The organism is Panacagrimonas perspica (assembly GCF_004364935.1).
Taxonomy (GTDB): domain Bacteria; phylum Pseudomonadota; class Gammaproteobacteria; order Nevskiales; family Nevskiaceae; genus Panacagrimonas; species Panacagrimonas perspica.
In genome coordinates this window covers 163563-184547 of record NZ_SOBT01000011.1, presented here as the reverse complement: position 1 = coordinate 184547, position 20985 = coordinate 163563, and the positions used below count along the sequence as shown (strand labels likewise).

Annotated in this window: 25 protein-coding genes; 17 read left to right on the top strand and 8 right to left on the bottom strand. The window is 66.0% G+C overall.

From position 1 onward, the window contains the following. The first annotated feature begins 53 nt into the window (after window positions 1-53). The 3 genes from DFR24_RS20390 to DFR24_RS20380 all read left to right on the top strand — a co-directional run bounded on the left by DFR24_RS20390 (window position 54) and on the right by DFR24_RS20380 (window position 4270). The gene (locus DFR24_RS20390) at window positions 54-419 is read left to right on the top strand and encodes a response regulator (protein ID WP_133883291.1); all 366 of its coding nucleotides are present in this window, start codon (window positions 54-56) and stop codon (window positions 417-419) included. 33 nt (window positions 420-452) lie between these two features. Beyond that, window positions 453-2495 (top strand): methyl-accepting chemotaxis protein, encoded by a 2043-nt coding sequence (locus DFR24_RS20385; protein WP_133883290.1) that lies wholly within the window; start codon window positions 453-455, stop codon window positions 2493-2495. Between the two features lie 122 nt (window positions 2496-2617). Beyond that, on the top strand, window positions 2618-4270 hold the full coding sequence (locus DFR24_RS20380) for a phosphoenolpyruvate carboxykinase (ATP) (protein WP_133883289.1): 1653 nt from the start codon (window positions 2618-2620) through the stop codon (window positions 4268-4270). 157 nt (window positions 4271-4427) lie between these two features. Here the strand turns inward: DFR24_RS20380 and pqqE are convergent, their stop codons facing one another. From pqqE to pqqA, 5 genes are all read right to left on the bottom strand, one after another. Further along, entirely contained in the window at window positions 4428-5642 is a 1215-nt protein-coding gene (gene pqqE / locus DFR24_RS20375; protein WP_246051733.1) for a pyrroloquinoline quinone biosynthesis protein PqqE, read from the bottom strand. Between the two features lie 10 nt (window positions 5643-5652). Continuing rightward, window positions 5653-5937 (bottom strand): pyrroloquinoline quinone biosynthesis peptide chaperone PqqD, encoded by a 285-nt coding sequence (pqqD, locus tag DFR24_RS20370; RefSeq protein WP_133883288.1) that lies wholly within the window; start codon window positions 5935-5937, stop codon window positions 5653-5655. Next, the gene (gene pqqC, locus DFR24_RS20365) at window positions 5934-6659 is read right to left on the bottom strand and encodes a pyrroloquinoline-quinone synthase PqqC (RefSeq protein ID WP_133883287.1); all 726 of its coding nucleotides are present in this window, start codon (window positions 6657-6659) and stop codon (window positions 5934-5936) included. The genes pqqD and pqqC overlap by 4 nt, the downstream gene beginning before the upstream one ends. A 166-nt stretch (window positions 6660-6825) precedes the next feature. Next, window positions 6826-7017, bottom strand: coding sequence for a hypothetical protein (locus tag DFR24_RS20360; protein WP_133883286.1), 192 nt, complete (start codon window positions 7015-7017; stop codon window positions 6826-6828). Window positions 7018-7084: 67 nt separating this feature from the next. Continuing rightward, a complete protein-coding gene (gene pqqA / locus DFR24_RS25425; protein WP_168710482.1) occupies window positions 7085-7159 on the bottom strand; it encodes a pyrroloquinoline quinone precursor peptide PqqA in 75 nt (24 codons plus the stop codon). A 200-nt stretch (window positions 7160-7359) separates the two neighbouring features. On the opposite strand from pqqA, the gene pip reads away from it, so the two are divergent. The 3 genes from pip (at window position 7360) to DFR24_RS20340 (ending at window position 10440) form a co-directional block, all read left to right on the top strand. After that, a complete protein-coding gene (pip, locus tag DFR24_RS20350; protein ID WP_133883284.1) occupies window positions 7360-8331 on the top strand; it encodes a prolyl aminopeptidase in 972 nt (323 codons plus the stop codon). 88 nt (window positions 8332-8419) lie between these two features. Then, window positions 8420-9778, top strand: a complete 1359-nt coding sequence (locus DFR24_RS20345; RefSeq protein ID WP_133883283.1) for a sensor histidine kinase — start codon at window positions 8420-8422, stop codon at window positions 9776-9778. Next, window positions 9775-10440, top strand: a complete 666-nt coding sequence (locus DFR24_RS20340) for a response regulator (protein WP_210772647.1) — start codon at window positions 9775-9777, stop codon at window positions 10438-10440. The genes DFR24_RS20345 and DFR24_RS20340 overlap by 4 nt, the downstream gene beginning before the upstream one ends. A 196-nt stretch (window positions 10441-10636) precedes the next feature. Here DFR24_RS20340 and DFR24_RS20335 read toward each other — a convergent pair whose 3' ends face one another. Further along, window positions 10637-11623, bottom strand: coding sequence for an NADPH:quinone reductase (locus DFR24_RS20335; RefSeq protein WP_133883282.1), 987 nt, complete (start codon window positions 11621-11623; stop codon window positions 10637-10639). Window positions 11624-11744: 121 nt separating this feature from the next. On the opposite strand from DFR24_RS20335, the gene DFR24_RS20330 reads away from it, so the two are divergent. From DFR24_RS20330 to DFR24_RS20295, 9 genes are all read left to right on the top strand, one after another. After that, entirely contained in the window at window positions 11745-13208 is a 1464-nt protein-coding gene (locus tag DFR24_RS20330; RefSeq protein ID WP_133883281.1) for a carotenoid oxygenase family protein, read from the top strand. A gap of 10 nt (window positions 13209-13218) precedes the next feature. Then, a complete protein-coding gene (locus tag DFR24_RS20325) occupies window positions 13219-13884 on the top strand; it encodes a DUF502 domain-containing protein (protein WP_133883280.1) in 666 nt (221 codons plus the stop codon). Next, window positions 13881-15143, top strand: coding sequence for an MFS transporter (locus DFR24_RS20320; protein ID WP_133883279.1), 1263 nt, complete (start codon window positions 13881-13883; stop codon window positions 15141-15143). The genes DFR24_RS20325 and DFR24_RS20320 overlap by 4 nt, the downstream gene beginning before the upstream one ends. A 71-nt stretch (window positions 15144-15214) precedes the next feature. Next, window positions 15215-15700 (top strand): hotdog fold domain-containing protein, encoded by a 486-nt coding sequence (locus DFR24_RS20315; protein WP_133883278.1) that lies wholly within the window; start codon window positions 15215-15217, stop codon window positions 15698-15700. A 710-nt stretch (window positions 15701-16410) separates the two neighbouring features. Beyond that, window positions 16411-16572: a hypothetical protein gene (locus DFR24_RS24540; protein WP_162851345.1), complete on the top strand. Its 162-nt coding sequence runs from the start codon at window positions 16411-16413 to the stop codon at window positions 16570-16572. A 141-nt stretch (window positions 16573-16713) separates the two neighbouring features. Then, window positions 16714-17208 (top strand): hypothetical protein, encoded by a 495-nt coding sequence (locus DFR24_RS20310; protein WP_133883277.1) that lies wholly within the window; start codon window positions 16714-16716, stop codon window positions 17206-17208. Between the two features lie 131 nt (window positions 17209-17339). Then, complete coding sequence (locus tag DFR24_RS20305; protein WP_133883276.1) at window positions 17340-17567, top strand: hypothetical protein; 228 nt, start codon at window positions 17340-17342, stop codon at window positions 17565-17567. Between the two features lie 147 nt (window positions 17568-17714). Then, the gene (locus tag DFR24_RS20300) at window positions 17715-18236 is read left to right on the top strand and encodes a hypothetical protein (protein WP_133883275.1); all 522 of its coding nucleotides are present in this window, start codon (window positions 17715-17717) and stop codon (window positions 18234-18236) included. A 28-nt stretch (window positions 18237-18264) separates the two neighbouring features. Beyond that, entirely contained in the window at window positions 18265-18873 is a 609-nt protein-coding gene (locus DFR24_RS20295) for a TIGR02117 family protein (protein WP_210772648.1), read from the top strand. 213 nt (window positions 18874-19086) lie between these two features. Here the strand turns inward: DFR24_RS20295 and DFR24_RS20290 are convergent, their stop codons facing one another. Next, window positions 19087-19332: a hypothetical protein gene (locus tag DFR24_RS20290; RefSeq protein ID WP_136249419.1), complete on the bottom strand. Its 246-nt coding sequence runs from the start codon at window positions 19330-19332 to the stop codon at window positions 19087-19089. 59 nt (window positions 19333-19391) lie between these two features. Continuing rightward, window positions 19392-19589, bottom strand: coding sequence for a hypothetical protein (locus DFR24_RS20285; RefSeq protein WP_133883273.1), 198 nt, complete (start codon window positions 19587-19589; stop codon window positions 19392-19394). 108 nt (window positions 19590-19697) lie between these two features. On the opposite strand from DFR24_RS20285, the gene DFR24_RS20280 reads away from it, so the two are divergent. After that, window positions 19698-20075, top strand: coding sequence for a hypothetical protein (locus tag DFR24_RS20280; protein ID WP_133883272.1), 378 nt, complete (start codon window positions 19698-19700; stop codon window positions 20073-20075). Between the two features lie 130 nt (window positions 20076-20205). Next, window positions 20206-20784, top strand: coding sequence for an ACP phosphodiesterase (locus DFR24_RS20275; RefSeq protein WP_133883271.1), 579 nt, complete (start codon window positions 20206-20208; stop codon window positions 20782-20784). Window positions 20785-20985: the final 201 nt, after the last annotated feature.

Below are 20985 nucleotides of genomic sequence, written 5' to 3'. Positions count from 1 at the left end.
GGGGCGCGGACAGAAGTCCGCAACACTCGCGTGGGGGCAATGGAGACGTAGCGATGGCACGGGTCATGGTCGTCGACGATTCGCCGACAGATGCACTGAATCTGAAGAACATCCTGCAGAAGGCCGGTCATACGGTCATCGAGGCGAGCAGCGGGTCGGACGCCATTCCGCGCATCAAGTCGGAGCGGCCGGACTGCGTCGTCATGGATGTGGTGATGCCGGGAATCAACGGCTTCCAGGCCACGCGCACCTTGTCGCGTGACCCGGAAACCGCGTCGATCCCGATCATCGTGTGCAGCAGCAAGAGTCAGGAGACGGACCGGGTCTGGGCGCTGCGTCAGGGCGCACGGGAATACCTCGTCAAACCTGTCAAAGACAATGATCTGCTGTCGAAGATCAGAACGGTGATCGGCGCCTAACCGCGCCGTCACGAATCACGGGAGGAGTGGTCGATGGCGAAGGGGAAGGTCGGATTCCGGTTCGACGTCCTGTTGCTCGTGATCGCGGTGCTCGGCATCGGGATCGGCGGCGGCGGTCTGTACTACAACGACACGCTCGCGCGCCGCCACGAATCCTGGATCGCGATGACGCGCCAGCTCCAGAACGACTCCCTGGCCGTGAACCGGATCGCCGAGGACGTCGGCCGCGGCATCTCGCCCGACTTCGCTGCCCTCACCGGCCAGTCGGAGAATTTCGCGGATTCGATCCGCATCCTGCGCGAAGGCGACGCCGATTCGGGCATCGAGAAGATGCCGGCCGCCGTGCGCGACCAGGTCAACAACGTCGACCAGGCCTGGGCGACGATGAAGCAGGCGCTGGACAAGCTCTCGAAGGCCGAAGAGCCGGTGGGCAGCGCCTCGGCGCACATCCGCGAGATCGAAAGCTCGAGCGATGAACTGGCGGTTCTCTATCGCGACGTGCTGCAGCGCCTGAGTGCTGCCGGCTCGTACGAGCGTCTGACCCTGGCCGCCGAGCAGATGGCGCGAGCCGAACGCCTGCAGGTCCTCGCCCGCCGGCTGCTCGGCGACGGCCGCAACGCCGGCGCCATCGCCGAGGAACTGGGCAAGGAAGGCGCGGCGCTCCAGGCCACGCACACCGCGCTGGTGGGCGACGGGCCGGTGGGAACCGTGCTGCGCGAAAAGACCGAACTGGTCGACCGTCTCTCGGCGGCGGCCGCGGCACTGGCCACGGACGGCCCGGCGCTGAACGAGATGCAGGTCGCCGCCGGCGTCCTTCCGGGCGACGGCCGCAACCTGTATTCGACGGCCATCGAGCTCGAAGACGGGCTCGGGCCGCTGGCCGGGTCGGGCAACTTCCTGCGCGTCGCGATCCTGCCGGCGCTGGGCGTCGCCTCGCTCGCGCTGATCCTCTATGTGCTGATCAACATCGTGTCGGTGCGCCGCCGCATCGCGCGGGCGGAAGAGAATGACCGCCGGCAGCAGGCGGCGATCCTGTCGCTGCTCGACGAGATCGGCTCGCTGGCCGACGGCGACCTGACGGTGCGCGCCAACGTCACCGGCGATTTCACCGGCGCCATCGCCGACTCGATCAACCAGACCATCGACAACCTGCTCAGCCTGGTCGGCACCATCAACGAAACCGTCGGCGAGATCAGCGCCGCGGCGACGTCCACGCAGGAGACCGCGAGCCTGATGTTGTCCGGCTCCGAAAGCCAGGCGCAGGAAGTGGTCGACATCTCGGGCCGCATGACGCAGAGCGCGGAGTCGCTCAACGCCGTGGCCGCGCGCGCCGAGCAGCTCTCGCAGCAGGCGGGCAACTCGGTGCAGATCGCGCACAACGGTGCCTCGACGGTGGGCCGCACGATCCAGGGCATGGCCGCCCTGCGCGAGCAGATCCAGGACACCGCCAAGCGCATCAAGCGCCTCGGCGAGTCGTCGCAGGAGATCGGCAACATCATCGAGTTCATCAACGACATCGCCGAGCAGACCAATACCTTGGCGCTCAACGCATCGATCCAGGCGGCCATGGCCGGCGAGTCGGGCCGCGGTTTCGCCGTAGTGGCCGACGAAGTGCAGCGACTGGCCGAACGTGCCGCCGCGGCGACGCGCCAGATCGAAACCCTGGTCAAGACCATCCAGGCCGACACCAACGAGGCCATCGTGTCGATGGAGCGCTCGACCAGCAACGTGATCGCCGGTGCCCGCAGCGCCGAAGAGGCCGGCCAGTCGCTGACCCGCATCGAGGCGACGTCCACTGATCTGGCCCGCCTGATCCAGGAGATCTCGAGCGAGGCCCGCTCCGAAGCCGCCCAGGCCACGCGCATCACCGGCCAGGTGCAGTCGATCCGGGAAATCGCGATTGCCACCGCCGGCTCCGCACAGCAGACCGCGGCCGCGGTCGGCGAGCTGAATTCCTTGTCCACCAAGCTGCGGGAGTCGGTTGCCGGCTTCAAGCTGCCGCCCGACGTCGCCCTCGAAACGGGGGCGATGATGGCCTTCACGAACCCGAACGCATCAGGCGGACCGTTCGTTTGAGGGAGCCGGGGGACGCCCCCCGGACTGGATTCGCGCCGTCCCCGCCCTGCTTGCCGCGCCCATGGGGCGAACACTATCCTTGCGCCCCCCCGGCGTCCCGCCTCCCCCCAGGACCGCGATAAATGACCTTTCAGGCCGATCTCGAAAAGCTCTTTGGGCTCAAGACCGTCAGCTACAAGTACGAACTGGGCAAGGAAGCGCTTTTTCACGAGGCCATCGCGAATGACCGGGGTCGCGTGAAGCGCGGCGGTCCTTCGGATGCCCAGAAGGCGTTCCCGACCAAGCTCGGCGTCAAGGGCCCCCTCGTCTATTACACCGACCCGGACTGCACCGGTCGCCGCACGAAGGACACCTACGCGGTGAAGTGGCCGGAAGTGGCCGACGAGATCTGGTTCAAGGCCGACCTGTCGCCCTACGACCCGACCGCCTACGAAGGCCTGCTCAAGCGCGTCATCCAGCACCTGAACGACAAGAAGGCGAGCCTGTACGTCAAGGACGTCTTCATGGGTTCGGATCCCGACTTCGCCGTGCCCTACCGCTTCGTCGGCGAGTACGCCGCGCACGCGATGTTCGTGCACAACATGTTTCCGAAGAACCTGCCCGGCGTGAAGGACGTCGAGGCGCGCCGCTGGACCATGCTCAACGTGCCCAGCTTCGTCTGCGTGCCCGAGCGTGACGGCTGCCGTTCCGAAGCCACCGTCGTCATCGACGCCAAGAACCGCATCTGCCTGGTCGCCGGCCGCGCCGACTACTGCGGCGTGAACAAGAAGACCATCTTCACCGTCGGCAACTACCTGCTGCCCAAGCAGGGCCGACTTTCGATGCACTGCTCCGCCAACGTCGGCAAGAACAACGACGCCGCGATCCTGTTCGGCCTGTCCGGCACCGGCAAGACCACCTTGTCGGCCGACACCAGCCGCAAGCTGATCGGCGACGACGAGACCATCTGGTCGGACAACGGCCTGTGCAATCTCGAGGACGGCTGCTACGCCAAGCTGATCAATCTCGACAAGCAGGCCGAGCCGGTGATCGCCGCCGCGCTGTCGCAGCCGGGCACGATCATCGAGAACGTGCCGCCGCTGCCGGGCAAGAAGATGGAAGAGTGCCACCCGGACGAGCTGGATCTGAACGACGGATCGATCGCCGAGAACACGCGCTTCAGCTACCCGCTGGAAGTCGTGCCCAACGTGATGCCCAACGCCCAGGGCCCGCACCCGCAGACCATCGTGCTGCTCACGGCCGACGCCTACGGCGTGCTGCCGCCGGTGTCGATCCTGGATTCCGAAGACGTGATGTACCACTTCGTCTCCGGCTTCACGGCGCGCGTCGCCGGCACGGAAGTCGGCGTGACCGAACCGCAGCCCACGTTCAGCGCCTGCTTCGGCGGCCCGTTCATGGCGCAGAAGCCCAACGTCTACGCCAAGCTGCTTTCCGAGAAGATGAAGAAGCACAAGGCGCGCTGCATCCTGCTCAACACGGGCTGGAGCGGCGGCAAGTACGGCGTCGGCAAGCGGATGTCGATCAAGGTCACGCGCGCCCTGCTGAACGCGGCGCTCGATGGCAAGCTCGACAACGTCGAGACCGAGAAGCTGCCGATCCTGAATCTGACGATTCCGAAGTCCTGCCCTGGCGTCGAGAGCGCGATCCTGAATCCGCGCAACACCTGGGCGAACAAGGACGAGTACGACGCGACCGCGACGACGCTGCGCGATGCGTTCCGCGAGAACTTCAAGAAGAAGGGTTTCTCGAGCTTCGGCATCGAAGAGCGGATCTGAGAAGTCGCCACCGTAGCCCGGACGAAGTCCGGGGCTTCCCCGCGAGGGGAGAGGGCAATCCCGGACTTCGTCCGGGCTACGTTTGCTGAATATCTCGACGTGAAAAAGCCGGCCTAGCGCCGGCTTTTTCTTGCTCATAGCCCGGGTTGCACCCGGGCTATGCGGGGGTTCTTCCGATGCGCGTGTTCGCTTCGGTGGCGGTCGCCCCCGGCTCGAACAACCGCCGCTCGTCCACCTTCAACCCGCCTTCCCCGCACTGCTTCATCAGGTCCCGCGAATCCCGATCAGTGCGAAACACGATCGGCTGCTCGTTGACCGCGAGCTTCGTGCGCTCCACGACTTCGCGGATCCGCTCGTGGTGCGGCGACTTGTCGCACACCGGGTCCGCGTTCTCGGCGTCGCCGGTGAGCATGTAGGCCTGGCAGCGGCAGCCCCCGAGATCCTTCTCCTTCTCGGGGCAGGTCCGGCACGGATCCTTCATCCAGCCATCGCCGCGAAAACGATTGAAGCCCGGCGAGTCGTACCAGGCCCATTCCATCGAGTGCTCGCGCACGTTCGGAAACGTCATGCCCGGCAGCATGCCGGCGACGTGGCAGGGCAGCACGGTGCCGTCGGCCTGCACCGTGATGAAGAGGTTGCCCCAGCCGTTGGTGCATTTCTTCGGCCGCGTCGCGTGGTAGTCCGGCATCACGAAGAACAGCCGCATGCGGCCCTTCACCTTCTCCCGGAACGCGTCGGTGACCAGTTCGGCGTGTTCGACCTGCTCGCGCGTCGGCAGCAGCTGGTCCTTGTTGAGATAGGCCCAGGAATAGAACTGCGTGTTGGCGAGCTCCACGTACTCCGCGCCCATCGCCTCGGCCATCTCCAGGATCTGCTGGACGTGATCGATGTTGTAGCGGTGCAGCACGCAGTTGAGCACCATCGGATAGTCGTACTGCTTGATCAGCGCCGCGACCTTCATCTTCAGATCGAAGGTGCGCGTGCTCGACAGGAAGTCGTTCATCTGCTTCGTCGAGTCCTGGAACGAGAGCTGGATGTGATCCAGCCCGGCGCCCTTCAGCGCCGCGATGCGCGCCTCGGTCATGCCGATGCCCGAAGTCAGCAGGTTGGTGTAGTAGCCGAGGCTGCGTGCCTCGCGCACGATCTCCTCGAGATCGTCGCGCAGCAGCGGCTCACCGCCGGACAGCCCGAGCTGCGCCGCGCCGAGTTCGCGCGATTCGCGCAGCACGCGCTTCCATTCCTCGGTCGTCAGTTCCTGGTGCTGCTTGGCGTAGTCCACCGGGTTGTAGCAAAAGACGCAGTGCAGCGGACAGCGATACGTGACCTCCGCGAGCAGCCACATCGGCATGCCGACGCCGTCGCGCGACGGCATCTGCATTTCCTCAGACACGCAGCACCCAGCCCTGGCGGATGGCGCCCGCCATGAAATCGAGGACGTCCTGCTCCAGGCCCTGCGCGTTGAACGCGGCCTCGCAGTCGGCGACGACCTGCGCGATCGTCTGCTTGCCGTCGAGCCGTTTCAGGATCTCGCCCGCGCTCTGGTTGAGCCGCACCATGCCCTCGGGATAGAGCAGCACGTGGGCCTTCTGCGCGGGCTCCCACTGCAGGCGGAACAGCTTGGCCACCGCGTAGACCTGCTCGACCGTCACGACCGGTTCGTCGCTCATGCGCGTGCCCCGACGATCTTCATCTCGCACTGGCTGAGCATGATCGCGTCGGCCAGCGACCACAGCACGTCGAGCTTGAACTGCAGGATCTCGAGCGCGCGTTCCTGCAGCGCACGCGACTGGCTGAAGTACGCGAGCGTCAGGTGCAGCCCATGCTGCACATCGCGCCGCGCCTGCGTCAGCCGGCCCTTGAAGTAGCGCAGGCCTTCGGCATCGACCCAGGGATAGTGCTGCGGCCAGGTGTCGAGGCGCTGCTGATGGATGTGTCCGGCGAAGAGTTCGGTGAGGCTGGACGCGACGGCTTCCTGCCAGCTCGCCTGCCGCGCGAAGTTCACGTACGCGTCCACCGCGAAGCGCGCCGCCGGCACGACGTGGCGCAGCGACACGACGTCGTCGCGCGACAGCCCCACGGCCTCGCCCAATCCGATCCAGGCCTCGATGCCGCCCTCGTCGTCGCCGTAGCCGTCGTGATCGAGGATGCGCTGCACCCACTCGCGCCGCACCTCGCGATCCGGACAGTTCGCGAGAATCGCGGCGTCCTTCCGCGGGATGCTGATCTGGTAGTAGAAACGGTTGGCGACCCAGCCCTGCAGCTGGCGCGCGTTCAGCCGACCTTCGGCCATCATCACGTGGAACGGATGATGGACGTGATAGCCGCTGCCCTTGGCGCGCAGCTTCTCCTCGAAGACGGACGCGCTCCACGGCGCGGAATCGTCGCTCATGTCGTGTTCTCCCGGATGCGTCCTGCGCATCCGTGGTGCCGCTCAAGAAAATGGTCCTTCTTCAATCCGGCAGCGCGCGAAAGACCGTCGCTACCGTTCGCGGCGAATTTCGAACCTGCGGAAGAAAGGCTTTTGACGCAAAGGTCGCAAAGGAAAAGAAAGGACGCTAAGAAAAGAAAAAAGGGAAAAAGAAAAAAGGATGATTGAACGGCTTCTGCCCCTGCGCTGTTACCCGCATTCCTTTGCGTCCTTTCTTTTCCTTTGCGCCCTTTGCGCCAAACGCTTCTGCCAGCCGGCCAGATTCCGAATCCCCGCCCATCAGCGAAGAACCAAAAAAATGCGGCGGTGAGAAGCTCACCGCCGCATTCCTCACCGATCCTGCGTCGCCCTCACGTACCGCGAAGGCGGGCGAACCGGAATCGCGCTCAGCGAGCCGCGATGTACAGATTGATCTCGAAGCCGTACCGCATGTCGACGGCGGCGGGTTTCGTCCAGGCCATGATGATCTCCTCAGCTGTTGTCGTGGATAAGGGCCGCCTCGCGGCGACCAAGTCGCCCGACCGGAACGACCTCGCCTCATTGTTCGCCTCGACCGCGGGGGTGCCTACCGTCAGCGCGCGTGATCGGTCCTCATGAAAATCATGAGCCGTGCGCCGATCGGCCGACCCCGTTAAGGTTTGCGCGACGAGGAGAATCCATCTTGAGCGACGCGAAGAACGTCCTGTACCCCGCTCCGGCCGCACACCGGGCCGAGTGGCTCGCGGTCGGTGACGGCCATGAACTCTATTTCGAGGAATCCGGCCGGCCGGACGGCCAGCCGGTGGTCTACCTGCACGGCGGACCCGGTAGCGGCTGCGTGCCGGCCCAGCGCGGTTTCTTCGATCCTGCGCACTACCGCGCCGTGCTCTACGACCAGCGCGGCTGCGGCAAGAGCCGCCCCGCCGGGCTGCTCGAGGCGAACACCACCGCGCACCTGGTCGAGGACCTCGAGAAGCTGCGCGAGCACCTGGGCATCGCGCGCTGGATCGTCTTCGGCGGCTCCTGGGGCTCGACCCTGGCCCTGGCCTACGCGCGGCGCTACCCGGCCCGCGTGCAGGCGCTGGTGCTGCGCGGTGTGTTCCTCGCGCGCGTGCGCGAAGTCGAGTCCTTCGCCTACAACCTGCGTACGTTCCTGCCCGAGGCCTGGCACGCGCTGGCCTCGCCGTTCGGAATCGCCGACGAGCAGGCGGCCCGCGACTTCGACCTCGCCACGCAGGCCGCCCGCACCGTGCTGCGCGGTGCACCCGAGGCGGCGCGCGCGATCGCCACCGCCTGGCTCAGGCTCGAATCCGAGGCGATGGCGATGACCGTCAACGGCGTCGCCAGCGGCCCTGTCGGCGATCCGCTGTGCGCGCGCACGCGGGTCTACATGCATTACCTCGAGCACCGCTTCTTCCTGCGTGACGGCGAGCTGCTGGAAGGCCTGGAGGTGCTGCGCGACATTCCGGTGGAGATCGTCCAGGGCGCGCTCGACCCAGTGTGTCCGCCGATCAGCGCCTGGGAGCTGGCGCAGAAGATTCCGCACGCGCGCTTCCGAACCTTCCCGCTCACCGGCCACGGCGTGTTCGAGCCGGCGCTGAGCCGGGCGCTGGTGGTGATCATGGACGAGCTGCGGTCGCGATTCGCATCGTGAGAGCGCCCCCCGTAGCCCGGACGAAGTCCGGGATTGCTCTCGCAAATCGGGCAAACACCCCGGGGTTCACCCGGGCTACGGGCTTGCGATGAGCCTGCGCGCCCGCATCACGCTGCTGGTCACGGCGCTGAGCCTGTTGTTCGTCGCGGCCGGCACGTACCTGACGCTCGGCGAGATCCGCCGCCAGATCCGCGAAGAGATCGAGGCCTCCAATCGCGTCACGGCGCAGTTGATGACGGCGGTGCTGTTCAGCAGCGGCATGTTTTCCAGCGGCGCGGCGCAGCAGGGCGTCGTGCAGGACTTCCTGACCCGCCTGGGCCGCGTGCGCGCCAACGACATCGATCTGTTCGATCGCCTCGGCGAGCGCGTCTTCCAGTCGCCGCCGTCCAAGTACAAGGCCGGCCGCGATGCACCCGAGTGGTTCGAGGACCTGGTCGGCCCGCGTCTTCCGCCGGTGACGCTGGAGGCCGACAGCTTCCGCCTGGTGATCACGCCGGATCCCTCGCGCAGCGTGCTCGACGCCTGGGACGACCTGTTGCGCCTCACGTGGCTGACCTTGGGCTTCTTCGTGCTGGTCAACGCGCTGCTGCACTTCGTCATCAGCCGCGCCGTGCAGCCGGTGCGAACCGTCGTCCAGGGCCTCGCGCGCGCCGAGCGTGGCGACCTGTCGGTGCGCCTGCCGGACTACAGACTGCCGGAACTGCACGCGATCGGCGTCGGCTTCAATCGCATGATCGCGGAACTGCAGCGCGGCGTGACCGCCGAGCGCGACCTCGCCGAGAACCGCCAGCTCACGCAGCTCATCCAGCGTCATCTCGAGGACGAGCGTCGCGTGCTCGCGCGTGAACTGCACGACGAGGTCGGGCAGTACCTGACGGCGATCCAGACCATCGCGAAAGCCACGGCCAATCGCAGCGAGAACAGCGATCCGCAGACGCACGAGTCGAGCAAGGCCATCGGCGCGTCGGCCGCGGCGATCTACGACGCGATGCATCGCATCATCCGCCGGCTGCGGCCGATCGCGCTCGAGGGCATGGGGCTGGCCGACACGCTCGGCGACGCGGTCAACGAGTGGCGTGCGCTGCATCTGCAGCTCGCGTTCGAACTGCATCTGCCGGAAGCCCTGCCGCGATTGGGCGACGAGGCGGAGATCGCGCTGTTCCGCATCGCGCAGGAGAGCGTCACCAACGCGGCGCGGCACGCGAAGGCGAGTTCAGTGGCCATCGAAGTCAGCGCCACGTCGACGCAGGTCTCGCTCGCGGTCACCGACGACGGCGTCGGCATCACGGCGCAGCAACTGCACAGCCCGGATCGCTTCGGCCTGCTCGGCATGCGCGAGCGGGTGCAGGGTGTCGGCGGTACGCTGGCGATCACCCATCCCGCGGAAGGCGGCACGCGCATCGTCGTCCAGCTCCCTCTACCGTCGTCCGGGCATCCGTCGTCATGAAGAACGGCAACACGAATCCCGTCGGCGGCAAGACGCGCGTGATGCTCGTCGACGATCACGCCGTCGTGCGCATGGGCTTTCGCCTGCTGCTGTCCGGCACGCCGGATCTGGAAGTCGTCGCCGAGGCCGAGAACGGTGAAGACGCGCTGCGACGCTGTGCCGAAGCCCAGGCGGACGTGGTGGTGATGGATCTTTCGATGCCGGGCATGGGCGGGCTGGAAGCAATCTCGCGGCTGATCGCACGGCATCCGGCGCTACGCATCCTGATCCTCTCGGCGCACGAGGACACCAGCCATCCGCGCCGCGCGCTCAAGGCCGGTGCGGTCGGGTATCTGACCAAGCGCAGCGCCGCCGACGAACTCATCCAGGCGATCCGCCAGGTCGCCGCCGGCAAGATGTACGTCGAGGCCAGCCTCGCGCAGCAGATGGCCGTGCAGCAGTACTCCGCCGATCAGAATCCGGTCGACGTGTTGTCGGCACGCGAGTTCGAGGTGTTCATCGCGCTCGCCAAGGGACGTTCGGTGAACGACATCGCCGAGGTCCTGCACCTGTCACCGCGCACCGTCGGCACGCACCTGTACAACATCAAGCAGAAGCTCGGCGCGTCGAACCAGGCGGAGATCGCGATCGCGGCGCTGCGGGCGGGATTGATCGATCCGTAACCGGCCGTAGCCCGGACGCAGTCCGGGATTCCTCTCGCAAATCGGACCAATACCCCGGACTTCGTCCGGGCTACGGTGGCGAGACGGATCCAGGTCAACAGCTAACGCAAACGAACAGCAGACCCATGACCCGTAGCCCGGGTGAAACCCGGGGCTCCTCTCGCAAATCGGACAAACACCCCGGGTTTCACCCGGGCTACGAGATATCGAGCACCACGTTCCCACCCGCCTGCCCGCTCTCCACGCGCTCATGCGCCTCGGCGATGCGATCCAGCGGGAAACGATCCGTTACGTTGTGCTGCAGGCGCCCGGACGCGAGCAGCTCGCCGAACTCCGCGAGCTCCCGCGCGCGATCCGCCGCCGTCAGGTTGTAGACGATGAAGAAGCGCAGCTGCAGGTTCTTCGTGATTCCCTGCACGAAGTTCACCGGGACCTCGGGCACGTTGCTGCCATAGATGACGATGTCGCCGTTGGCCGCGGTCACGGCGAAGTCCAGCTTCACGTTGGCGTGAAGATCCACCTCGATCACGCGGTTCACACCGGCACCGTTCGTGAGTTCCAGCACCCGCGCCGCGACGTCTTCCTTGCGGTAGTCGATCGTCACATCGGCACCGGCCGCCAGCGCGATCTGCGCCTTGGCCTGGCTGCTGACGGTCGTGATGATCTGCCGGGCGCCGCGCAGGCGCGCGAACTGGATGGCGTAATGCCCGACCGCGCCCGCGCCGCCGGCCACGAGCACCGTCTTGTCCTTCACGCCGCCGTCCATGACGACCGCGTGATACGCGGTCAGCGCCGGAATGCCGAGGCAGGCGCCGGCCGCGAAGTCCACGCGCTCCGGGAGCTGCACGGCCTGCGCAGAGGGCAGCACGATGTACTGCGCCGCGGTGCCGTGAGGCCGTCCCCAGGCTGCGTTCCAGGTCCACACGCGCTCGCCGATCCGGCCGCTGTCCACGCCGGCGCCCACGGCATCGATGACGCCGGCGCCGTCGCTGTGCGGCACGATCTGCGGGAAGGCCAGCACCTTGGTGCGCGTACCGCCGCGGGTCTTCACGTCCGAAGGATTGATGCCGGAGGTCGCGAGCCTGACGCGCACCTCGCCGGGACCCGGTTCCGGTGTCGGCAGCTCGATCAGGGTCAGGACGTCCTTCGCGGGTCCGGTGCGATCGTAGGCGGCGGCGCGCATGCGGGATCTCGGGTTTCGAAATGGGTCGCGAGGGTAACAAACGGGCCCGCGCCGTCGAAGCGGGGCGCGCGCGTACAATCCACCCGACGTTCGCTGCCCGAACTCCCTCGACCGAATCGGCATGACCGCACGCCTGTTCAATCGCGTTCGCTCCACGCTCCAGCCGACTGATCATCCGTACCTCAATGGCGCCTGGTCGCCGGTGTTCGAGGAATGGACCGACGACGACTGCCCGGTGGTCGGCGAGATTCCGCGCGACCTCGACGGCGTCTACCTGCGCAACACCGAAAACCCGGTGCACGAGCCGCTGGGCAAGTACCACCCCTTCGATGGCGACGGCATGTTGTGCGCGATGCGCTTTCGCAGCGGACGCGCCTCGTTCCGCAACCGCTTCATCCGCACGCGCGGCTTCATCAGCGAGCAGGAAGCCGGTCGCGCGCTGTGGTCCGGCATCGCCGAAGTGCCCCCGAAGTCAGAGCGTCCGGGCTGGGGCGCGCAGGGCTCGCTCAAGGATTCGTCGAGCACCGACGTCTGCGTGCACGGTGGCCGCGCGCTGACCAGCTTCTACCAATGCGGCGAGCTGTACGCCACCGATCCCGTCACGCTCGACCAGTACGGCGCGGTCGGCTGGGGCGGCGAGTTTCCGCGCGAAGGCGTCTCCGCGCACTGCATGCCCGACGCGGCCACCGGCGAGCTGCTGTGGTTCAACTACTCGCGCGAAGCACCGTTCATGCGCTGCGGCGCGGTGTCCCGGTCCGGCGATCCGCTGGAGGCCGTCGACGTTGCGCTGCCCGGCCCGCGCCTGCCGCATGCGATGGAATTCACCGAGCGCTTCTACATCCTCAACGACTTCCCGCTGTTCTGGGACGCCGAGCTGATGACGCGCAACATCTTCGCCGCGCGCCTGCACGATCTGCCGTCGCGCTTTGCGCTGGTACCGCGCCGCGGCCGCGCCGGCGGCATCCGCTGGTTCGAGGCCAGTCCCACCTACGTGCTGCACTGGACCAATGCACGCGAGGAAGGCGACGAGGTGATCCTGGACGGCTACCGCCAGCAGCATCCGATGCCCCCGCCGCTGCACGGTGCGCCGAAGAAGTACGCGCAGCTGATGGCCTACGTGGATCTGCAGTCGCTCAAGCCGCAGCTCTGGCGCTGGCGCTTCAACCTGCGCACCGGCCAGACGCACGAAGAATGTCTCGACGACACCGTGTGCGAGTTCGGCACGATCAATCCGCGCGCCCACAACCGCGCGAACCGCTACGTCTACAGCACCACCGGCGAACCGGGCTGGTTCCTGTCCGATGGCCTGGTCAAGCACGACCTGCTCACCGGCAAGCGCGAGACGGTTCCCTTTGGTCCCGGCGTGTTCGGCAGCGAAACGCCGTTCATCCAGCGTGCGGGCACGCAGACCGAGGATGACGGCTGGCTCGTCACCTACGTGAGCGACATGAATCGCAACGTGTCGGAATGCTGGATCTACGCGGCGCAGAATCTTGCCGTCGGGCCCATCGCCAAAGTCCGCATGCCGCTGCGCATTCCCTCCGGCACGCACGCCTGCTGGGCCGACGCCTCCGAACTCCACTGATCGCTGCTGCATGAAGATCAAACCGCTGCCCCGCCTGCTCGACTGGCGCCGCCTCGCCCGCACCTTCCTGACCGGCCTGTTCGTGCTGCTGCCGATCATGGTCACGCTGGCCATCGTGATGTGGATCATCGGCGTGGCCGAGACCGTGCTCGGCGGATTCATCCGCGTGCTGCTGCCGAGCAACTTCTACCTGCCCGGCATGGGCCTGGTGGTGTCGCTGCTGGTGATCTTCCTGGTCGGCGTGCTGATGCAGGCGATCTTCTTCCGCGAGCTGATCGGCTGGCTCGAAGAACAGCTCGAGCGCATTCCGCTGATCAAGACCGTGTACAGCGCCGTGAAGGACCTCACCGGATTCTTCTCGCGCGCCGGCAGCAACCAGAAACGCTTCGGACAGGTGGTGCAGGTGCAGATGCCGGGCCTGCCGATCCGCATGCTCGGGTTCGTGACGCTCGAAGATCTCAAGAGCGTGGGACTGGAGGCAGCGTCGGGCGAGGAGACGGTGGCCGTGTACCTGCCGATGAGCTACCAGATCGGCGGCTATACCGTGCTGCTGCCGCGCAGCTACCTGACCCCGGTCGACATGGGCATGGAAGAGGCGATGCGTTTCCTGATCACCGCCGGCATGTCGCGCTCGCCGGAGCACAACGTCACCCCCGCCAAACCCGAAGCACCGTGAACCGCCCGTACAAGCTCGCGCTGCTCGCGAGTCTGTATCTCGCCCAGGGATTGCCGTTCGGGTTCTTCACGCAGGCGCTGCCGGTGCTGCTGCGCGAGCGTGGCCTGTCGCTGGCGGCGATCGGCGCCAGCGGCCTGCTGTTCCTGCCCTGGGCGCTGAAGTTCCTGTGGGCGCCGCTGGTGGATCACACCGGCTCGCGCAAGACCTGGATCCTGTCGCTGCAATTCCTGACGCTCGTCGGCGCGCTCGGGCTGGCGTTCGTGGATCTCGAAAGCAGCCTCGTGCCGATCTTCGCGGCGCTGGTGCTGTTCAACCTGCTGGCCGCCACGCAGGACGTGGCCACCGACGGCCTCGCGGTGCGCCTGCTGTCGCCCGCCGAGCGCGGCCTGGGCAACGGCATCCAGGTGGGCGCGTATCGCATCGGCATGATCCTGGGCGGCGGCGCGCTGCTGTGGATCTTCGCCAAGGCCGGCTGGTCCGCGATGTTCTTCGGCATGGCGGCGATCCTGCTGCTGACCTGCGTGCCTGCGCTGTTCCTGCCAGGAAAACTCTCTGTTCCCATTGCAGGAGGGGTGTCAGCCCCGACAGGAAGTATCGGGGCTGACACCCCTCCTGCAGGCGCCGCATTGCGGCTGGGCTGGGGCCATCGCCTGCGCCATCCCGGCTTGCCGACCTTCATCCTGCTGATCTGCGCCTACAAGTTCGGCGACGCGATGGCCTCCAGCCTCGTCGGCCCGTTCATGCACGACGCCGGCCTGAGCAAGGAGGAGATCGCCATCGTCAAAGGCACCATCGGTTCGATCATGGGCCTGGCCGGCGCCGCCGCTGGCGGCTGGCTCGCGTGGCGCTACGGACGGCGCATTGCGTTGATCAGCTGCGGCGTGCTGCAGACCTTGAGCCTGCTGATGTACGTGGCCTGCGCGCTCGACCCGTCGAACAAGTCGCTGATCTACGCCGCCACCACCTGCGAACACCTGCTCGGCGGCATGGCCACGGTCGCGCTGTTCACGCTGATGATGGACGCCTCCGATCCCCATCACGCCGGCACCGACTACACGCTGCTCGCCTGCGCGGTCGTGCTCGGCAGCGGACTGGCCGGCGTCTGTGCCGGGTTCATCGGCGATGCGATCGGCTATGCCGGCGTATTCGGCCTGTCGGTCCTCATCTCGGGCCTGGGATGTCTTGCGCTGGTGCGCCTGCTCGACCACGGACACGGCCCGCAGCGCCTCGCGACCGTGTGGCCGCGACGCAGCGCCTGAGGGTCAAGGAGTCCGCCGAAGCGCGGTGCTAGCGTCGAGCCATCTGCTTCCCTATTTCAAGGAAACGTCCGATGGCCCGCACACCGAAGAAGAATCTCGCGCTCGAAACCTGGAACCGCATGTCGAAGCTCCCGCTCGGCAAGTCGGCCTGGTCGAAGATGATCGCCGCACGCGCCCCCTACTTCCGCAGCATCTCCCCACAGATGCTCGAACTGCGCCCGGGCTATGCCGAGGCCGCGCTCAAGAAACGCTGGGGCGTCACCAACCACCTGGGCACCGTCCACGCGATCGCGATGTGCAACCTCGCCGAGTTCGCCGGTGGTCTGGTCACCGAAGTCAGCGTTCCGAGTGCGACGCATCGCTGGATTCCGAAAGGCATGACGGTCGAATACTTGAAGAAGGCCGGTACCGACTTGCGTGGTGTTTGTGATTGCAGTCCGCTGCCGGCGTTCGGTGCCGAGGGTTTCGATTGGCCGGTGACGGTGAATGTGAAGGACAAGCAGGACCAAGTGGTGTTTCGGGCGGTGATTACGATGTGGGTGAGTCCGAAGAAGTAGGGTTCTTTGGTAATTCAAAGCCGCTGCCGGGCAAAGCGTGGGCGCGATGGATTGGGGCTGGGGCGGGTGATACGGTCTGGACACGTAGAGGTTGGACCGGCGCCCGCGAGCGCGACGCGAGCCATGGACAGCCGAATAACCTAGGAGTCTGCTTCTTCAACTGAACGACGATGGTGCTGAAATGATCCGTTCATTGCGTGATAACCCGGAGGCGGGGACGGCACCGGCAGGCTCTTCAAGCACTTGCCTCGGCCGGCGGCGTATTAGCGCGCACGCAGACGCGTTAGGGCGCAGAGTTGGTTACCTAATAAGGCGTTGGGCACGGAGAGGGGAAAGAAGCTATTTGTGGCCGGCGCGGTGCGGCTATTGCACATCTCTTCGGCGTAGAGTTTTAGTCGTCGAGCTGAGCTAATCTGCAAATGGCTTCGGTCTGCGTAGAAGTCGTCTAGCAGAGCTGCGTCAGTCTGAGATCGCATCGAGAGAGGCTTCTGCATGCAAAGCATCCGTCTCAATCCAATCGTGGTAACGGTCTCGCGGGTTGAGGCAGCCGCGTGGCTTCAATATTTCGTGGTGCCTGCGTCGAGCAGTGGCCGTGTAGAGACAGCACAGGCCCAACAGGTCGTTGAAGCCGACGTTCTTGCCTCCGGGCATTTGTTTGTCCGGCAAGCGTCGCCGGGCAAGAACGCGGCTTAACTTAGGCGTTAGGCCCAATGCGCGTGCTCGTGAAAACTCTGCTGGCGGTCGCGCTACTCCTGGCCGCCCTAATGCTGGTTTTTTTCGGATGGCTATGCGTCATAGCCAATATCGGCATCGCTATCGGCTTGATTTCTGTTCTCTACTTCCCGCTTTTCACGCTGAGTTCGCCTCTCTAGCAATGAGTTCCCACCAACGGTTCAATCCGAACTATCCCTCTAGCTCAGTACCGGCCCAGAACGCAGGTCGGGCGTAGGGTCTTCCTACCTCGGAGTTGGCGCTGGAATTCTCCATCGCGCTATCGGTTCCGCAAGAACATCATGAAAGCGTACGACGAATTTACTTGCAGAGTTCGAAAGCTGCCGGCCCTGATACTGCTGATCTTCCCATCCATGGCAGGCGTCAGCTTTGTTCGGATGCCCTATCGGAATCATCACGGGGTACGTGTGACCCGTCTTATCGAGAATCTCGGCCCCGACGCTTCGGCACTATTGTTCTTTTCCATGGCTGGCTTCTGCTTCTTGCTTGCCGCCCTTGGACTCAGGATGTTGGTTGCATCCTTTGGTGGACCAACGAAAATCATCATCACGGACACACTACTTGTCATGCCAAAAAACGGCGTGTCCAAGGTAATGCTTCGTATACCCGTGAGTACCATTACACGGACGTGGATTCAAAATATCGGGAGCCAAAAGATTCTTCATATCAAGGCCGGGAGCAAGGAACACTTGATTTCGTCCGCGGCACTTTCCCGGGCTAGTGACGTTGAAGACATTCACCAGCTCATCGAGACACATCGTGCTCCAGGCGCGTAACCAGTCGCTCCAAGGCCGGTCGACACGTAACCGGCTCGTGCAGTCGATGTGGGTTGCCTGTGATTTTCGATGCGCATGAACAGAACCGCTGACCCGCGCAGCCCCTATCGTGAGACCCCCTGGAGACGAACGTGATTCGCAGAACGATCGGAACGACCGCAGCCCTGCTCCTCGGCGCGACGGCGCTGACCGGCTGCATCACCGCCAGCGAGTCGTACAGCAGTTTCGAGTCGCAGCGCACGGACAGTTGCGGGACGCTGACCGGCAACGAACGCGACGAATGCCTGGAACACGCGCGGGTTTCGTTTGCGGACGTCGAGAAGCGACGTAGAGAAGACGAGCAGAGTCAGGGTCGCTGAGCCGCGGGCGTCGGCGATCCTGTCCGACCCGCAAGGCCGAACGATCCTGCGGGGTCCTGTGGCGAATCGGCGAGGTCACCGACGCGTGAGTGGCAACATGGCGTCCGGGCGCTGGATCGCAGCGGCCTCTCGAGCAAAGGACGTTCCGTGACACTTGCCACTCTCCTCAGCATTTCCGACTTCGGCGACCTGGTCGAAAGCGCGTTCCAGGCGGAGACGCCCACCGTGTCCTCCTCCGAATCCGACCTCGGCAAGCCGCTGGAGCGCTTCGCGACGCCGGCGGAGATCCAGGCCAAGGCATCGCAGTGCGGGCGGGAGGGCATTCCCCACTATTCGTTTGCGCTCTGGTATCCGTCGATGAAGGGCAGCCCGCTGGAACGGCGCGTCGAGTTCGACCCGCCGCGCGACGGCCATTCGTTTCGCCATTCGGTGAGCGGTTGGGGCCTGATCCACCTGCATCTGTATTTCACGCCGCCCAAGACCTTCCAGTGCCGGATCGTCGTCAATTCCGAGGCCCGGGCGAAGGCCCGCGAGGAGCGCTATCCCGAACTCGGGGCGGTGGCGGATTGGGACTGGCGCGTCATCGACACCTACGCGTTCCGGCTTTCGCGCCGGCTTGCCGCGATGGGGCGCACGGCGCCCGTCGTCCAGCCTTCGTCGGACGGCTGAGACCTTGCACCGAAGTCTCACGGCTTCGATGACGCGGCATGCGGCCGTCGTTGTCGTCGCCGCTGCCTTCGTGCTGCTGTCGGCCTGCTCGGGCGAACCTCGCGCCGTGCAGCCGCGTCCAGGCGAAGCGAGCGTTGCTTCGCCGCGAACGATTCCGGTCCACATCGTCAACCACGGGTGGCACACCGGGCTGGTGATTCCCGCGCGCGCGTTGAACGCGGTGCTTCCGGATCTGGGGACGCGCTTCGGCGCGCCGGCGTTCTACGAGATCGGCTGGGGCGACAAGGGTTTCTACCAGGCACAGGACATCACGGCCGGCCTGGCGCTGCGCGCGCTGTTCCGGTCACCGGGGACGGTGATGCACGTGTCGGCGGTGCCGGTCGCGCCACAGGATTCGTTTCCCGAGAGCCAGCTCGCCTCGTTCTGCGTTTCGCAGGAAGAGATCGATGCGCTGGGCCAGTTCCTGTCGGGCAGTTTTTCGCACGACGACGGCGGGCATCTGGTGCCGCTGTCGAAAGGCATCTACGGCGATAGCCAGTTCTTCGACGCGGCCGGCCGCTATTCGGCGGCCAACACCTGCAACAAGTGGACGGCCAAGGCGCTGCAGAGCGCGGGCTTCGACTCGATCCTTCGCTGAAGCTGACGTCGGGCAGCGTCATGCGCTATCTGGAACACGCGAAGATGGGCCACGCCTGCGCGGCGGACGGCGGGACAGGGCCCGAAACCGAAGTCCTGCGTCCGGTCAGCATCGCGCCTCCTCCCGCGTGATCCGCAGGAGGAGGACGATTCAACGGATCTTCACGCGACGCTCGCCTTCAACGGCGAGGCGACGCCTTCGAATCCGCAGGCCTTACTTGGCCTTCTTCGGCAGAACTTCCGGGACGACCACGACCGGCGCGACCGGCACTGCAATGGTCGGCGATACCGTCGTCGTCGGTGCGACGGTCGGCGCAACGTTGGGGGCGATCGGGACGGCGGGCGCAATCGAGGTCGCGGTCGACGGTGTGATCGGGGCAGTCACCGGGGCGTTCACCGTTGCCGCCATTGCGCTGCCGCCGATGAACGAGCCCAGCACGAGGGCGGAAACCAGGAGCATCGGGTTGGATCGTGTTTTCATGTTCTTCTCCACTGAACCGGGACCACCGATGGGCGCAGTCAGATGACCGTTCCCTCGAAGTGCGTCGCGCAGCGCTCGTCGCCGGATAAGGCAGCGAAAACTTCACGTCGCTCTTCGTTGCGCCGCCGCGTGCCGATGAGCGAATGAACGCTCGTCGCTTCCAGGGGGCGCAGGTGAATCCTGTGAACATCCAAGGTAGGCGAGCCGCAACCGGTCGTCGGTGCGGTGGCGCGCATTCGTTCACGGGGCTGCGACGCATCGAGGCGTCGCGCCAACCCGCGGAAGTGGATCGGGCGCCGCACGCGGGCTACCGTGGAGACTGGATCCGCTGACTGCGTACCAGCATGGATAGCGAATCACCCACGCATCTCGAGCGGCTCCGCGACCTTCCGCAGATCAAGGTGGCGTTGTTGCGTCTGCGCGCGACAGCACCTTCCCGCGATGCGCGCTTCGAGCGCTCGGCGCGAAACGCCTTGTACTGGGAGCCAGTGGAAACGCTCGCGACGCAGCTCGTCGCGGCGCAAACGCCTCGGGAACTGTGCACGCCGGTGACGCTGTACGGACGGCCGTGCTGGCTGATCTGCACGGCCTTGGCGGCGGCGCCGGATTCTCCGTACGCGATCGCTGTCGTCAGCTCGGAAGGCGTGGAGCTGGCGGGGGTCGTCGAGCATCTGCGCAACGTGATGCGGGATTACTGGTACGGGTCGTACTTCTTCAAGTGACGGGCGTCCTCGCGTCTGACGCCGGCTTTGATGGATCGATACGCGGCGTGCTGTCGAACGCCGCCGCTTGCCGCGAACGGAAGGGACACCGGTCCGGACTATCCTTCACGGCCGCCCCGCCCCGATCACGATGAATTTCCTCGCTCACCTCTGGCTCGCCGATCGCACGGGCACTTCGCTATCCGGCAGCGTGCTCGGCGACGTCGTGCGCGGTGCGGATCTGTCGGCGTATCCGGACGACGTCGCGCTCGGCATCCGCTTGCACCGGCGCGTGGACGCGGCGACGGATCGTCATCCGATCATGCAGGCGGCGCGCGGTGGGTTCGCGCAGGGCGAACGTCGGTATGCGGGCATCGTGCTCGACCTTGCGGCGGATCATGCGCTGGCGAATGCCTGGGGCGATTTCCACGACCGGCCGCTGTCGGATTTCGCGACACGCTGTGGCGTGTCGCTGGCCGACGATGGCGAGTGGTTCGAGCGGGGCGGCGGACGGCGGCCTTCGGCGGCGGGATTCGCCGAGCTGTTGCAGTCCTACGGCACGGACTACGGCATCGAGCGCGCGATCCGTCGCACGTCGACGCGGCTGCGCGATCCGCAGGGGCTGGTCGATGCGGGGCGTGGATGGATGGAGGCTTCGCAGATATTGATGCCGCAGTTGCGCGAGCTGCTCGATGCGCTCGTCGCCGTGATGAATACGCGAGAGGCGTAGCCCGGGTGAAACCCAGGGATGGTCTCGAATTGCGAGCAGGCCCCCGGACTTCACCCGGGCTACGCGGACGTCGTGGATTCGGACGGGCGCACTCGCTGCCTGCGTTGTTGTTGGCACGGACCGGCGGCGGCGATCCCTTTCCTTCCACGGAACCGGTAGCCCGGGCGAAGTCCGGGGCAGTCTCGAATTGCGGGCGGGGAT